Origin of the sequence: Lascolabacillus massiliensis, from assembly GCF_001282625.1 — a bacterium.
GTDB lineage: Bacteria > Bacteroidota > Bacteroidia > Bacteroidales > Dysgonomonadaceae > Proteiniphilum > Proteiniphilum massiliensis.
Genome location: NZ_CTEJ01000002.1, coordinates 1,127,001 through 1,143,862 on the forward strand (window position 1 = coordinate 1,127,001; position 16,862 = coordinate 1,143,862).

A 16,862-nucleotide genomic window follows, 5' to 3' on the forward strand; every position below is an offset into this window, starting at 1 on the left:
TTTTTTAATTCTACTCTTTTGATTTGTAGAGTTTATAAAAAGTATACTTTAGTAAATTATTTTGTACTTTTGTATGATTTTTATTTAGTTATGCACAATTTAGAACTTAGTGAACAGGAGATAATTCGCAGGCAGAGTCTGGATGAATTAAGAGAGTTGGGTATAGAACCTTATCCGGCATCAGGTTTTGATGTTGACTCATACTCCATCGATATAAAAAATGAATTTGAGGATGATTCTGATCGCCGTAATGTAAAAATTGCAGGTAGAATAATGAGTCGCCGTATAATGGGTAAAGCCTCTTTTGTTGAACTTATGGATTCAAAAGGGCGTATTCAGGTATACATAACACGTGATGATATATGCCCGGATGAAAATAAGGAGCTATACAACACTGTATTTAAAAAGTTGCTTGATATTGGAGATTTCATTGGCATAGAGGGTTTTGTTTTCCGTACAAAAACGGGAGAAATTTCAGTTCATGCAGAAAAACTTACGGTATTATCTAAGTCTTTGAGACCACTTCCTGTTGTTAAAATGAAGGATGGTGTGGCTTTTGATAAATTTACCGACCCTGAATTACGTTATCGTCAGAGATATGTAGATCTTCTTGTGAATGAAGATGTTAAAGACATCTTCACAAAGCGCACAAAAATATTTGATGCGATGCGTGAATTTTTTAACAATGAGGGTTATCTTGAGGTGGATACTCCTGTATTACAGAGTATCCCCGGCGGAGCTGCTGCGAGACCATTTATAACTCACCTTAATGCTCTTGATATTGATCTATATTTACGTATTGCAAATGAGCTGTATCTGAAACGTCTAATAGTTGGTGGTTTTGAAGGGGTTTATGAATTCTCAAGAAACTTCCGAAATGAGGGGATGGACCGCACTCACAACCCTGAGTTTACTGTAATGGAGATATATGTATCATACAAAGATTACAGATGGATGATGGAGTTCACCGAACAGATGCTTGAGCATGTTGCCCTTAAAGTTCTTGGTACTACAAAAGTAAAGGTTGGTGAAAATGAAATCGACTTTAAAGCTCCCTATAAAAGGGTTACAATGATTGATGCAATTAAGGATCATACCGGTATTGACATAAGTGGTTTGGATGAGGACCAATTGCGAGAAGTTTGCAAAAAGCTTGGTGTGGAGCAAGATGAAACAATGGGTAAAGGTAAACTTATTGATGAGATTTTCGGAGAAAAAGCAGAAGGTAAATATATCCAGCCAACATTTATTATTGATTACCCCATTGAGATGTCACCTCTTTGTAAAAGGCATCGGGACAATCCTGAGTTAACTGAAAGGTTTGAGCTGATGGTAAACGGCAAGGAGCTTGCAAATGCATATACCGAATTAAATGACCCGATTGATCAGAGAAAACGTTTTGAAGAGCAACTCAAACTCTCTGAAAAAGGAGATGATGAGGCAATGTTCATTGATCAGGATTTCTTAAGAGCACTTGAGTATGGCATGCCTCCTACTTCCGGTATGGGTATAGGTATGGACAGACTAACAATGTTACTGACCGGACAGGTTTCTATTCAGGAGGTTCTGCTTTTCCCACTCATGCGTCCTGAAAAAAGAGTAAAAAGAGATACAGTCTCTGATTTTATAAAAATTGGTATTCCTGAAGAGTGGGTGCAACTAGTACAGAAGGCAGGTTATACACAAATTAGTGATCTTATCGATTTAAATCCAAACAAACTTCACCAGGAAGTTTGCGGCTTGAATAAAAAAATGAAGCTGGAACTAAATAATCCTTCTCCGGAAGAGGTTAAAACATGGGTAGCAAACGCTTCCGGACAGGAGTAATCCAACTTGCTGAAATAAAATAGAAATGGATTCAATAGGTAAAATCTGTATCCTGGGTGGAGGAACTTGGGGAACGGCATTAGCAAAAATGGTGCTGATGAACCAGAAACATATAAATTGGTTTATCCGTCGAGATGATCAGATTGAAGGTTTTTATAAACTCGGACACAATCCGAGCTATTTGACTAATGTCAAGTTCAATTTGGCTCAGATCACATTCTACTCAAATCTCGAAAGAGCAATAAAAGACTCTGACACAGTAATCATTGCAATCCCTTCTCCTTATGTAAAGCAATATTTCAGACGCATATGGAACAGCACATTCAGAGGTAAGTTCATGGTATCAGCATTGAAAGGAATTATTCCTAACGATAATATGGTTATGAGTGAATATCTGGCTGATAATTTTAAGATTCCAACTGAGAATATTGGAGTGCTTTCCGGTCCATGTCATGCTGAAGAAGTAGCATTGGAGAGACTTTCATTTCTTACTGCAGCAAGTAAGGATATTGAGAAAGCAAATCTTTTGTCAGAATCCATATCTTCCAGAATTCTAAAAACACGTACTTCAAATGATGTGGTTGGGATTGAGCTGGCTGCAGTTTTGAAAAATATCTACGCAATAGCTTCTGGTATTTGTCAGGGATTACTTTATGGAGATAACTTCCAGGCTGTACTGATGAGTAACTGTGCAAAAGAGATGTCGCTCTTTCTGAATACAGTTGTTCCAATTGAACGTAATATTACTGATCAGCATTATCTTGGTGATATGCTTGTTACAAGTTATTCGCAATTCAGCAGAAACAGGACACTTGGAACTATGATTGGAAAAGGTTATTCAGTTAAAACGGCTCAGCTTGAAATGGAAATGATCGCTGAGGGTTACTATGGAGCTAAGTGTATACATGAAATGAACAACCGTTTTAAGGTTAATATACCAATTGTTGAAACTGTTTATAAAATTCTGTATGAGCGACTTGAACCTAAGAGTGCCATAAAAAATCTTATAGACTTCTTTTAATGATTTTCTGTTACATTGTATTCAAACTTAAATAACATATAAATATATGGATAGCATTCAAATTAACATTAAAAATCTTGCCGGAATTGTTTCAGAAGAAGAGATTCTAAGAAAATCAGAGCTAGCTACTTCAGCAAACAATGCATTGCATGATGGTACTCGGGAAGGTAGTGATTTCCTTGGTTGGGTTGACCTGCCATCTTCAATTACAGAGGAGGAGTTTCGTGACATCGAAGAAGCAGCTACAGTTTTACGCACTCATTGTGATGTAGTTGTGGTTGTAGGTATTGGGGGCAGCTATCTCGGTGCCCGTGCAGTTATAGATGCGTTAACAAACTCATTCGATTGGTTACAGCCGGAAAAGAAACGCAAGAACCCAGTTATATTGTATGCGGGAAATAATATTAGTGAGGACTACCTGTCTGAAATGATTGATTATCTTGAAAATAAGGAGTTTGGTATAATCAATATTTCAAAATCAGGTACAACCACAGAACCGGCAATCGCTTTCAGGTTACTAAAGAATTTACTTGAGAAAAAAGTTGGTAATGAAGAGTCTAAAAAACGTATAGTTGCAATTACCGATGCTACGAAAGGAGCTCTCCGCACTTTAGCTGATAGTGAAGGATATAAAACATTTATCATTCCTGATAATATTGGTGGTCGTTATTCTGTTTTAACTCCCGTAGGTTTGCTGCCGATAGCTGTTGCAGGAATAAATATCAGGAAATTGGTTACAGGTGCCGCAGAGATAGAGAAGGCAACTGATAAAACAGTATCATTTGATTATAATCTACCTGCTATTTATGCAGTAATCCGTAATGAGTTGTACAGAAGAGGCAAGAAAATTGAGATTCTTGTTAATTATCATCCTAAACTTCATTTTCTTGCTGAGTGGTGGAAACAACTTTTTGGAGAAAGTGAGGGTAAGGATAAAATGGGAATATTTCCGGCAGCTGTTGACTTTACAGCTGACCTCCATTCTATGGGCCAATGGATTCAGGAAGGAGAACGCACTATTTTTGAAACTGTAATATCTATTAAAGAGCCTAATAAGAAAGTGCTTGTACCTCATGATGAGGTTAACCTGGATGGATTGAACTATCTGAAAGGCAAGAGAGTTGACGAAGTTAATAAAATGGCAGAATTGGGAACACGATTAGCTCACGTGGATGGTGGAGTTCCTAATATTTTAATTGAAATCCCAGAGCTAAATGAAAAATATATAGGTCAGCTTATTTACTTCTTTGAAAAAGCTTGTGGCATAAGTGGTTATCTGCTGGGGGTAAATCCTTTCAACCAGCCCGGTGTTGAAGCATATAAAAGCAATATGTTTGCATTGCTGGAGAAACCGGGATATGAAGAAGCTACAAAGTCTATCAAATCGAAACTTTAATTGAATAATACAGACTTTAATTGACATAAAGAGGGGGAATGAAACATAGCGAAACTCATTCCCCCTTTTAATATACTATTCCGAAACCTCGCGAAAGGTTTTTTTCGCTTTATCCTTATATCCATAATATTAAATTACAGCACTTTAACTTTAGCGACAAAAAAATTATGTTTTTAAACATGTTTTCGAAGCTTTCGATGGTTTCGGATTGTTTTACTTTTGCATACATCCTAAAGCTATATAATATGGCAAGCATACAGACTACATCATTTGACACTATACATGAGATTTACCAACAACCTGAAATGTGGAGACAGACTTATCAAATACTTTTAGATAAGGAAAAAGAGATTTCTGAGTTCATGACCAGTCACTACAATGAAGAAACTACCATTATACTTACCGGTGCGGGTACATCATCTTTTATTGGAAATATACTGGAATTCGTAATGCCAAAGTATGGCTTTTATAGCGTAAAATCAGTTCCAACAACTGATATTACTACCCATCCAGAGGCTATTTTTAATAAAAATAAAAAATATATACTTGTCTCATTTGCCAGATCAGGGAATAGTCCTGAGAGCCTGGCTGCTGTTAATATTGCCGACTCAATATGTCATAACAATATTGCACATATAATCATTACCTGTAACGAGAATGGCAAACTGGTTAAAGAATATGCAGAAGATAACAGGCTGATATTGATTTTACCTCCTGAGACTAATGATAAGGGACTTGCAATGACGAGCAGTTTCTCTTCAATGCTTTTGGCTTCAATGCTTCTTTTTGATGTTAAGAAAATAGTGAATAAAAAGGAGGGTATCGACAACCTTTATAAAAAGGGAGAATACTTTATTTCAACTTACAGTGACCAGATAAAAAAAATAGCAGCTCTTGATTTTGAAAGGGCTGTTTTTCTTGGGACAGGAGAGCTTAAAGGTATTGCAGAAGAGTGTCACCTTAAATTACAGGAACTTACAGATGGTAAAGTTGTATGTCTCTTTGACTCATTCCTGGGACTTAGACATGGCCCAAAAGCTGCCATTAATGAGAAAACATTACTGGTTTACCTTTTCTCTAATGATGATAAAGTTTTTCAGTATGAAAGAGATCTTGTAGTTCAGACTAACCAACAGGTTAAGCCGATAGCTCAGATTTATGTATCACAGAAAAAACGTTCAACAGGAAATGTAGTTTTTGATCTGGAAGTGTTGCCGGATAGAATGAATTTTACTGAATTTGATGCTATATTGTATGTATTAATCGGTCAATTACTCGGATTTTATAAATCAATTGATCTAAAACTCGACCCTGACAATCCTTCAGCGAGTGGAAAAATCGCAAGGGTAGTTGAAGGAGTTATCATTTACTAATTTTTTAAGGTTAATTAAATAATGAAATTACAGCAAAAACTAAAGGAGTATCAACAAAAACAGAAAGCAATTCTAGCAACTAACTTCTATAATTTAGAGACTTTGCAGGGTATACTTATTGCTGCATCAAAATCTAATGTGCCTGTTATACTGCAGTTAACAAGAAGTTCAATTGAGTATATGGGATTGAAAGAAGCTGTTGCACTTGCCCGACAATCACTTGAAACTTATCAGGTAGAAGGATGGATTCATCTTGATCACGGTGACTCTTTTGAACTGGTAAAGAGATGTCTTGAACAGGGATTCGACTCTGTAATGATTGATGCCAGCAATGAGACTTTTGAAGAAAATGTGAGAATATCCAGCCTTGTTGTTGAAGAGGCCAAGAAGTATGGTGCCAATGTTGAAGCAGAGCTGGGATATATTGCAAAGCTTGGCCAGGACCAAGATAGTATCTATACATCCGTAGAAGAGGCAACCGAATTTGTAAAACAAACAGGTGTTGATGCTCTTGCAATTGCGATTGGCTCAGCACATGGGTTTTATAAATCAGAACCAAATTTAAATATTGAGAGACTCAAAGAGATCCATGCAGCAATAGATACCGTTTTGGTACTACATGGAAGTTCAGGAATTCCTGACCAAATGCTTAAAGAATCAATCCAGAACGGAATTGCAAAAGTGAACCTTGCCACAGAGATTAAAAACACATTCATGAAATCATTGAAACAGATATTACTGAACAGTGATGAAATAGATTTGCGCAAAGTATTTCCTAAAGCAACTGAACAGGTTGTTGAATTACTTATAAATAAATATAATGTTGTGAGCTTATAATAAATAGTGTGATAAATTAGGTGTACCAGAAAACAAGAGAATGATTTTAAAATATTTATAAAATTAACATTATGCAAAGCAAACTAAAGTTAATATGCATGTTTTTTCTCCTCTTTTCTATTAGTATCCATGCACAGGTTACTATAAGAGGAACGGTAGTATCGGCTGAGGACCAGCAGCCACTGCCGGGAGTAAGCGTTTTGGTCAAAGGTACTACGAATGGTACAGTTACTGATATAGATGGTAATTATACGATCGAAACAGCAACTGGAAATGTGCTTGTTTTTACATTCGTAGGTTTTGTTCCTCAGGAATATACTGTAAGCGGACAAGGTACAATAAATGTTACCTTAAATCCGGATACATATATGATGGAGGAGGTTATTGTGATGGGTTATTCAAGTCAGAAGAAAGCAGAACTTTCCAGCTCTGTAGTAACCTTATCAGCCGACCAGCTCACAGATGTCAGCTCTTCTGACGTTGGGAATCTACTTCAAGGTAAAGTTGCCGGTGTTGTGGTATTCAACTCTACAGGACAGCCGGGAGCAGATGCTGAAATACGAATCAGAGGCACAGGATCCATAACTGCAGATGCTGACCCTCTTTACGTTGTTGATGGAGTGCCATATGGAACCTTCAATCCAAATGATGTTGAAACCATAACAGTATTGAAAGATGCAGGAGCAACAGCTTTATATGGTTCTGCTGCAGCAGGTGGTGTAATCGTTGTGACTACAAAATCAGCATCCAGAAATCAACCTACAAAAATAGACTTCAAAGCCAGAGTAGGTCAAAAAAGCCCATTGTTCGGCAATTATAAAATGATGGACTCAAGAGAACTTTTCCTAATGCATAAGGAGATGATCAGTCCTTCACTATTCAAACAAATGCGTCCATTTTATCTTATCGGCCTGGATTACAACTGGCAGGATGCATTTTTCTCTACAGCTTTGCAGCAAAACTATTACACATCTATCTCAGGAAGTACAGACAGGTTAGGCTATTTTGCCAGTGTTGACTATTACAATGAAGATGGAACACTTATCAACACAAATTACGATAGGATTTCTGCACGCTTGAATTTGAATGCCAAATTGTATTCCAATCTTGATTTGAATGTAAGGCTTTCTTATACAAACTCGAAGGACCAGGGAACATCAAGCTGGACAACCTTAAATGATGCGTATACAAAGATGCCTTGGGATATTCCATATGATGAAAATGGTGAAATAGTGAAAATAACAAGCTCTGCTCGCCCTGATAATGGCAAGACCTGGTATTCTCAAGATAAATGGAACTCACTCCATAATGAACAGTATAACTATAGTAAATCAAAATCATTCGGAGTTGTTGCTGATGTTCAGTTCAACTGGACAATACTACCTTGGCTTGTATTTACTACTACTAACAGATTTTCACAAGGCACATATAAATATGCACAATTTATTGATCCAAGATCATATAGTCCCCAATTTGCTAAGGGTTATCTACAAAATGATGTAGGTCATGACAGATCTTTTAGTACTACAAATCTTCTAAAAGCAAATACAGAATTTGGTGACCACTCTTTAAACGGTTTGATTGGATGGGAATATAGCAGCTATGAAAATGAGTTCACTTCTGCTTCAGGTATTGGTATGCCAAACGGCATGGATGCCTTGAATGCTGCAGCTGTTTATGCAGTGGGCGGATACAGAATACCGGGTGCAGGTTGGTCTACATTTGCACAAGGACAATATAGCTACGACAACCGCTATTTTGCTACTGCATCATACCGTATAGATGCCAGCTCTACTTTTGGTCCTGAAAGAAGAATTGGCTATTTCCCCTCAGTTTCAGGATCATGGCTATTAAGTAATGAAGAGTTTTTAAAGGACAGTGATCTTATTAGCTTCCTAAAACTTCGTGCGAGCTATGGTGTTACAGGTAACTCTAATATAGGGTCATTCCGCTATCTCTCTACTTTCTCTCTGAACAGTACATATCAGGATTTAGTAGGTGCAACTCCTGAGCGCTCGGGCAATCCTTATCTGGGTTGGGAAACAGCTTATATGTCAGGTTTAGGGGTTGATATTAATTTTGGCAATCGAATCGAATTAAACTTTGACCTTTATAATATAGACAATAAAGATCTTCTGCTTGCTGTGCCCAAGAAGCCTTCCACAGGATTCTTCGAAGGAATGGAAAATATTGGAAGCGTACGTAATCAAGGGGTTGAGGTACAATTAAATACTAGAAATATCATTACACCTGACTTCACATGGAATACCATGTTCAATATAGGATTCAATAAAAACAGAGTTACTGAAACTCCCAATAATGAGCCATTCCTGCTTACAAGAAATATGATTTATCAGGAGGTTAAGCCCGGTCAGGATATATTCAGCTGGTATATGCCAAAATGGGTTGGTGTTGATCCGGAAAATGGAGATCCTTTATGGGAAAAAATCACCAGAAATGAAAATGGAGATATAACAGAGCGAACAACTACAAACGATTACACACAGGCTGCACCACAAGTTATGGGAAAAGCTACTCCAAAATTCAGTGGTGGTTTTATTAACAATTTCACTTATAAGAGATTTAGCCTCAATGTAAATACCAATTATGTATACGGTAATAAAATATACAATTATAACCGTATGTCTTCTGATGGTGATGGTGCATACCTGGGCTATAATCAGATGTCTATTGAGAACAGCAAGCTGGGATGGAACAGATGGAGAGAACCCGGAGATATTGCAACCCACCCTAAAGCAGTTATGAACGGTAACAAAGGATCAAATAATATATCCTCAAGATTCCTTGAAGATGGAAGCTTTTTCAGGATTAAGAATGTGACTTTAAGTTACAATATACCACAAAGTAAGTTGCAGAAAGTATCAATGTCGAACTGCAGACTTTATATCTCAGGTGACAACCTGTTAACTTTTACAAACTTTTCCGGAATGGATCCTGAAGTAAGTTTAAAATCAACAGAATATTCACTTGCTGGTCTTTATGCTGATAACTATCCTATTAGTCGACAGATATTATTTGGTGTGGAAATAAGCTTTTAATTTTAAAAAAAGGAAATTATGAAAAAGATATTATTATATACAATTTCACTTCTGTTCTTAGTTACCTCATGCGATCTGGACTATTTTCCTTCTGATGCACTGACTCCGGATCAGCTGTCGGCAGACCCGGGAGGCGCAATTTATATTACTGAAGGCAACTATTCAATGTTCAAGGATGAATATGAGTATAAAGGGCTGTATTCCAGTGGCAACACCTATATCAGACACTATATGATGATGACGGAATATCCGGGTGATAATGTTACATTGTCAGGACGTACAACCGACCCTCTATATGAGGCAGCGGTTTACAGGACTACCAATACATTGAAAAATGTTTCAACATTATGGTGGCTTGGTTATAGAATTCTTCTGGGTACAAATTCAGTAATCGGAAATGTACAGGATGGGGCCTCAGTAGAATCAGACCATATTAAGGGAGAAAACTATTTCTTGAGGGCTATTACTCACTTGCACCTTGTAACTCTATACGCAAAGCCATACTCGCAGGGCAGAGAAAACAAGGGAATTATTTTACGTACAAGTACAGATACATCCAACTCTGACTTCGCTACTGTTGGTGAAGTTTATGATCAGATTGTAGCTGACCTTAAGGAGGCAATCAGACTTATGAGTATTGGTTCCCGCAGAGGTAATGCTGGATTTGCATCAAAAGCTGCCGCACAGGGTCTGCTATCCAGAGTTTACCTTTATATGGGAATGAATCAGGAGGTTATAGACCTTGTAGATGAAATGCTAGCCGGAGCTACTCCTGAGTCAAAACTGGAATCTTCTGCAACATTCCCGGGTTATTTCGCGAATGCTTTAACCTCTAGAGAGACATTATGGGCAATTGCTCACACCTCTCTGGAATCACAAGGTCAATCATCAATCGCCTCTATGTATCTGAATGATGGTATGGGTTGGGGTGAAGTATTTTCTTCAGACCCGTTGAATGACCTTTATGAAAGATATCCAGAAGATATCAGATATCGCTCTTTTGTAATCCCTAAATATGATCCTAATTCATCATCTATGATGATCAGCTGGCCTGTGGCAAGTGAAGGTACAGAAGACTTCCGTTCAAATGAACTGCGTGATGTTGAACTCAATGTTTCTACAAACAAATACTTTTTCACCGAAGGCTCACAGAACATTACGGTGGAAACAGAAATTGTAAACGGTTATCCGCAAAACTATATCATTTGGAATGGAACTAAGCATAAAGTTAGATTAACTCGTAGAATGCAGAATAGGAATAGTTTCCCACTCTATTACATCAGCAAGTTCTCTTATCAGGATGGAGATCCGATGTTAAGTTCACCTGTAATGATCAGATGGGCTGAAGTTATTCTCAACAGAGCTGAAGCCTATGCAAAGCTAAACAGGAGCGCAGAAGCTCTGGCCGATGTAAATGTTATCCGTCAGCGTGCCGGATTATCAGGTGATGCTCTGTTCACAACATCCAATTTAGCAGAAAGAGGATACAGTTCAGTGCTGGATGTGGTTCTGGATGAAAGACGTCTCGAACTAGCGTTTGAAGGGCACCGCATGTTTGATGTATATCGCAATAATAAAGAGATGGATCGCAGATTTGCAGGCGTACAGCCATGGGAAGTAATTAGTCCGGATAATCCTAAGATTCAATATCCTATACCTTTCGACGAAACTTCTGTAAACTAATTAAGAGTAATAACAATTAAATATATAAAACAATGAAAAATTGCATAAGATTTTCACTAATAGGCATTTTAGCATTTATTTTACTATCATGCGAAAAAGCAGAAATGCCAATGGCTTTATTTGATTATCAGATAGATGGTATAACAGTGCAGTTTACTAACTATTCGACTGACGCAACCACCTACATGTGGGATTTTGGCGATGGCAATACATCAACAGAGGAGAATCCGCTGCATGTATATGCAGAATCGGGAAACTATATTATCACATTTACTGCTACAGGTGAGGGTGGATCTAAAACCATCAAGGAGATGCTTAAAATACAGAAACCTGCATTAATCCAGATTGATGGTAATTTCGATGACTGGGATAATGTTCCTGCAGAAGCACTTGCATCAGTAACTACTTTGGATGAAGAGTCAGCCCTTAAAGAGATGAAAGCAACTTCTGACGATAACTATATCTATATTTACCTGGTACTTGAAGAGTCAAAAGTATTCCCAATTGATATCTTTATCAATGCAGACAATAATTCTTCAACAGGAGGAAATACTTGGTTGTGGGATCCTTGTGGTGCTGAATTTCTACTGGAAGGTTTCATCTCTGCCAATCTGGAGGATGTAACAGTATTCAACTTCCCGGCAGATGCAGCTCAGGACGACTGGGCATGGACTGAAGTTTTAGGTCCCGGAAGCGGTATTATCAAGATGTCCTCTCCAAAAACCATTAACGGTGATATTGTAGCAATTGAGATGTATATCATTAAAGAAATGATTCCTGCAACACTTGCTCCAGAAATTGGTATCGGTATTTTCTCATCTGATGAAAACTGGTCTGATAATGGTGTACTTCCAAATACAGCAACTGGTGACCCGGCTCCATTAATGACTTTGAAACTACAATAAGAGTCTTATGACTGAGCGCTGATAAGTAACCGTCGCTCAGCAATAATAACCAGACTTTAGAAGTATAATATTAATTGTAACTTTGCAATTAATATTATACTTCTATTTTTTATGAACATACGTAAGCAGTTTGAGAGTTATCTCAGAAAACATAACTACACAAATTTTGATTTAAAGGCAGTTCTATTTGATATGGATGGTATTCTTTACGACTCCATGCCTGCACATGCAAAGTCATGGCAAATGACAATGGAGGAGTTTGGATATAAGTCAACCGAACCCATAGAGTTTTATTTTCATGAAGGTCGTGTTGGCAAATCTACTATAAACATCATAACTGAAAGAGAATTTAAAAGAAGCGCAACCAGAGAGGAGAAAGATAAAATATATGCACGCAAAACAGAACTGTTTCAACAGATTAATGATAATGCAATTATAAAAGGATCAAAAGAAGTTCTCAAATTTGTCAAAGATAATGAAATGAAAACTGTACTGGTTACAGGTTCCGGACAGCCATCACTACTGGACAGGATCGACTCTCATTTTCCTGACACATTTTCCCCGGAAACAATGGTTACCGCTTTTGATGTAGTGAATGGTAAGCCTGATCCTGAACCATATCTTATGGGGTTAGAGAAGGGTGGAAAGTTAACTCCTAACCAGGCATTGGTCATTGAAAATGCTCCACTTGGTATTGAATCTGCTGCGGCTGCTGGTATTTTTACCATTGCTGTGAATACAGGGTTGCTAAGTGATGAAATGCTTATGGATGCAGGTGCCTCACTTCTGTTTCATTCTATGACTGAACTTCTCGATAATCTCCCTGAAATAATTCATCTGACTGATACAATCAGAATATAACAGACAATATTTAATAAGCATTTTTTGATATCTTTGTTACAACAATAGTAATCAGCAGTATGGTTATGAAATTCAAAACTCTAGCTTCTATATTGTTTTCTTTTCAATTTACATTGATCTTTTCTCAATCTTTCACGGAAAGAGAACTGGAAATAATATATAATGGAGATGAAGACTCTCCTTTTAGGGTTTTGCAAACTACAGATAAGGTTGATTCATTAATTCTGAGAATGGAATCTGCAGATATCGATGCTGACTCAATTGCAGGAAATGAAGATTTGCGGTATTTTCTTAAAAGACTAAAAAATACTTTATATGCTTCGGGTGGTGTAGGAATTGCTGCTCCTCAGGTTGGCGTTCTAAAGAACATATTCCTATTTATGAGAATGAATCATCCTGAGCAATTAGTAGAGACAGCTTTAAATCCTAAAATAGTAAGTCACCCGATTGAAACAGTCTGTTTTGAGCGCGATGGCTGTCTTTCAATACCTGAATTAAGAGGGAATTCTATTAGATTTCCATGGATTGATGTTGAATATTATGATGATTCCGGCAATTTGATAAATGAACGTCTTGAAGGATATAGCAGAATGGGTGACTTCACCTCTGTTATTTTCCAGCATGAGTATGATCATTTAAATGGCATTTTATTTATTGACAGACTCTGCCAGCCACTAATTAATTCAGATGAACTTGACAGAAGAGTCGCCCTCGACTTCAACAAAAGCAGAGATGACATAGTAAAATGGATTCAGAGTAATCACAATTTTACTCCAACCGAGAAACAACTTGATGAATGGGAGGAGTCAGGGATTCTTGAATTCAGAATTATTGAAGGGGAGAAAAGATATTTCCGAAACGCAGCTCCAAATATTTTCAGAGTGAATGCTGATGCTCGTCAGTTTATAAATTCATCCATCATAAAGAGTGCGGAGGCAGGTGCAAAAAACATTTTAGACACTCATCTGAATGAAATTTCTGAAACTGATATAAAAGGCAAGTATGTTCTGCCGGAAGTATCCACTCATGTGAAATACACTATCACAGTACTTGAAAGTAAAGTTAATGTTGGAGAGACAGTAAAGGCATGGTTGCCATATCCAAGAATGGATATTGATCGTCAGACTAATGTCTCTTTTATCAATGCGTCTCAAGACAATTATATATTATCTGAAGATCAGACCGAACACACTTCAATTTATATGGAACAAGTAGCTAAGAAAGGAGAACCGATTACTTTTTCTGTGGAGTTTTCTTTCACATCACAGGGTGAATGGTTTGATTTATCACAAATAACTCCTAAACCATATAATAAAGATTCTGAACTTTATAGAAAATATACCTCTCAGAAACCTCCCCATATTGTTTTTTCAGAAAACATCAGAAGTCTGACCGACAGCATAACAAGGAATGATAAATCAGAAATAGAGAATTTACAATCTATATATAGTTATATAACTTCAAATTTCCCTTGGGCCAGTGCATTGGAATATTCAACTATACCAAATATACCGGAATATGTGCTTCAATATAATAAAGGTGATTGTGGTCAGGTAGCACTACTTTTAATAAGCATGTTGCGATACAAAGGTATCCCTGCACGCTGGCAAAGCGGATGGATGACTCACCCTGGAGAAGTTAATCTTCATGACTGGGCTGAAGTCTATTTTGAAGGTGTAGGGTGGATTCCGGTAGATGTATCGTTTGGTCGCGGAGAACCACTTAATAACAGGATTGGAAGAAAATTCTTCATGTCAGGTATTGACTCATACAGACTGTATATCAACAACGATTTCTCCGGTAAATTTTATCCTGCAAAACAGTTTCCAAGGAGCGAAACTGTAGATTTCCAAAGAGGTGAAGTTGAAACCGAAAAAGAGAATCTGTATTTTAACAAATGGGATTATAAGCTGGAGATTATATCACAAAAGAAAGAATGACAACAAATAAGGCTACAGAAATGAATATTAATGATCTTGGATTTCTTCGGGTTGCAGCTTCTGCACCAAAATTAAAAGTGGCAGACTGCGACTTTAATACAAACGAAATTAAGTCGGTTATAGAAAAAGCACTTAAAGAGGATGTACAGATAATCTGTTTTCCTGAACTCAGCATAACTTCTTATAGCTGTGGTGATCTTTTTTTTCAGGAAGCACTTCAGCAAAAGGCTTTAACATCGTTGATAGATTTATCTGATTTTGTTAAAGAAAAGAGGGATATCATTGTAATAGTTGGGTTACCACTAAAGATTAAAAATAGTCTTTTCAATGTAGCAGCTGTTTTGTCAAACGAAGGAATAATTGGGCTGGTTCCAAAAAAGTTTCTCCCTAACAGCGACGAGTTTCAGGAAAAGAGATGGTTTGCCACCGGTACCGGAATTGGTGAATTCAATGTAGATATAAATAACGAAGTTGTTCCCATCACTTCTGAAGGAATGGTCTTCACAAGCCCTTACGGAAATTTCGGAATTGAGATTTGTGAAGACTTATGGACTCCTCTGCCTCCCTCTTCAGAGCCAATAATGCAGGATGCAGATATTATATTCAACCTTTCCGCAAGCAATGAGCTGGTAGGAAAATACAAGTATCGAAAATCACTTGTTTTGCAACAGTCAGCAAGATGCAGTTCGGCATATGTTTATGCTTCTGCCGGTGTAGGTGAATCATCAACCGATTTGGTGTTTTCCGGAGCCTGTATCATTAGTGAGAATGGAAGACTGCTTACTGAGTCAAAAAGGTTTTCACTGGATAGTGAAGTAATTATCGCAGATATTGACATCACTTCACTGCGTCACGATAAGCTGGTTGACACAAATATTATTTATAATGCATCAGGTTATTTAACTGAGATTGAGTGTCCGATTGTACCTATATCCCCTGAGAAAATGTACCGAAGCTTTAATCCATACCCATTTATACCTTCTAAGGGAGAGGAGAATGACAGTTTTACAGATCTTTTCAATATACAAACACATGGACTTGCAAAGAGATTACTGCATACTGGAGTTGATAAAGCTGTAATTGGGATATCGGGTGGACTTGATTCTACTCTGGCGCTCTTGGTGGTTGTTAAAACATTTGACTTACTCGGTTATCCTCGTGAGAATATATTTGGAATAACAATGCCCGGATTTGGAACAACAGACAGAACCTACTCAAATGCAGTTTCACTTATGAAATCTGCAGGTATTACAGTAAAAGAGATATCAATAACAGATGCGGTTATGCATCATTTTGATAGCATTGGTCATGATCCTGCAATACATGATGTTACATACGAAAATAGCCAGGCAAGAGAGCGCACTCAGATTCTTATGGATTTTGCCAATAAAGTTGGAGGACTGGTTGTAGGTACAGGAAATATGTCAGAACTTGCATTAGGATGGGCTACCTATAACGGAGATCATATGTCGATGTATGGAGTAAACAGTGGAGTTCCTAAGACTTTAGTTTCTTCGCTTGTACGTTGGATTGCCGACACTCAGCTTGATAATGCTACCAGCAAAATCTTACATGATATCCTTGACACTCCATTCAGTCCTGAACTGCTTCCGGCTGATAATGAAGGGAAGATCGCTCAAAAAACAGAACATTTTGTGGGTCCTTATGAGCTGCACGACTTTTTCCTTCATCGTATGATACGATTTGGAGATAGACCAAAACGCATATTATTTATGGCAACTCTGGCTTTTAAAGAAAAATACTCTAGTGATGAGATACAAAAATGGCTAAGGGTATTCTACAAAAGATTCTTTGAACAGCAGTTCAAGCGATCATGTATGCCTGATGGTCCAAAAGTGGGAACTGTAAATCTTTCTCCTCGAGGTTCATGGAGAATGCCTAGTGATGCGGTTTTAAAAATATGGACAGATGAGATAGAGTAGAATAAATGAATAAAAAA

Annotated in this window: 11 protein-coding genes; all 11 read left to right on the top strand. The window is 37.4% G+C overall.

Annotated features, from left to right (window positions below):
* The first annotated feature begins 90 nt into the window (after positions 1-90).
* The 11 genes from lysS to BN1354_RS09605 all read left to right on the top strand — a co-directional run bounded on the left by lysS (position 91) and on the right by BN1354_RS09605 (position 16,845).
* Positions 91-1,827 carry a lysine--tRNA ligase gene (gene lysS, locus BN1354_RS09555; protein ID WP_045090669.1) on the top strand — a complete coding sequence of 579 codons (1,737 nt, stop codon included), beginning with the start codon at positions 91-93 and terminating at the stop codon, positions 1,825-1,827.
* Positions 1,828-1,852: 25 nt separating this feature from the next.
* A complete protein-coding gene (locus BN1354_RS09560; RefSeq protein ID WP_045090668.1) occupies positions 1,853-2,848 on the top strand; it encodes an NAD(P)H-dependent glycerol-3-phosphate dehydrogenase in 996 nt (331 codons plus the stop codon).
* Positions 2,849-2,894: 46 nt separating this feature from the next.
* Complete coding sequence (locus BN1354_RS09565) at positions 2,895-4,244, top strand: glucose-6-phosphate isomerase (RefSeq protein ID WP_053826955.1); 1,350 nt, start codon at positions 2,895-2,897, stop codon at positions 4,242-4,244.
* Between the two features lie 245 nt (positions 4,245-4,489).
* On the top strand, positions 4,490-5,617 hold the full coding sequence (locus tag BN1354_RS09570) for an SIS domain-containing protein (protein WP_053826956.1): 1,128 nt from the start codon (positions 4,490-4,492) through the stop codon (positions 5,615-5,617).
* Between the two features lie 21 nt (positions 5,618-5,638).
* On the top strand, positions 5,639-6,454 hold the full coding sequence (locus BN1354_RS09575) for a class II fructose-bisphosphate aldolase (RefSeq protein ID WP_053826957.1): 816 nt from the start codon (positions 5,639-5,641) through the stop codon (positions 6,452-6,454).
* A gap of 71 nt (positions 6,455-6,525) precedes the next feature.
* Positions 6,526-9,513: a SusC/RagA family TonB-linked outer membrane protein gene (locus BN1354_RS09580; protein ID WP_074010756.1), complete on the top strand. Its 2,988-nt coding sequence runs from the start codon at positions 6,526-6,528 to the stop codon at positions 9,511-9,513.
* An 18-nt stretch (positions 9,514-9,531) separates the two neighbouring features.
* On the top strand, positions 9,532-11,196 hold the full coding sequence (locus BN1354_RS09585) for a RagB/SusD family nutrient uptake outer membrane protein (RefSeq protein WP_053826959.1): 1,665 nt from the start codon (positions 9,532-9,534) through the stop codon (positions 11,194-11,196).
* A gap of 32 nt (positions 11,197-11,228) precedes the next feature.
* Positions 11,229-12,101: a PKD domain-containing protein gene (locus tag BN1354_RS09590; protein ID WP_082331570.1), complete on the top strand. Its 873-nt coding sequence runs from the start codon at positions 11,229-11,231 to the stop codon at positions 12,099-12,101.
* A gap of 111 nt (positions 12,102-12,212) precedes the next feature.
* Positions 12,213-12,962: an inorganic diphosphatase gene (locus tag BN1354_RS09595; protein ID WP_053826961.1), complete on the top strand. Its 750-nt coding sequence runs from the start codon at positions 12,213-12,215 to the stop codon at positions 12,960-12,962.
* Between the two features lie 65 nt (positions 12,963-13,027).
* On the top strand, positions 13,028-14,902 hold the full coding sequence (locus tag BN1354_RS09600) for a peptide deformylase (RefSeq protein ID WP_231623099.1): 1,875 nt from the start codon (positions 13,028-13,030) through the stop codon (positions 14,900-14,902).
* Entirely contained in the window at positions 14,899-16,845 is a 1,947-nt protein-coding gene (locus BN1354_RS09605; RefSeq protein WP_231623100.1) for an NAD(+) synthase, read from the top strand. Before BN1354_RS09600 ends, BN1354_RS09605 begins: the two co-directional genes overlap by 4 nt.
* Positions 16,846-16,862 lie beyond the last annotated feature (17 nt).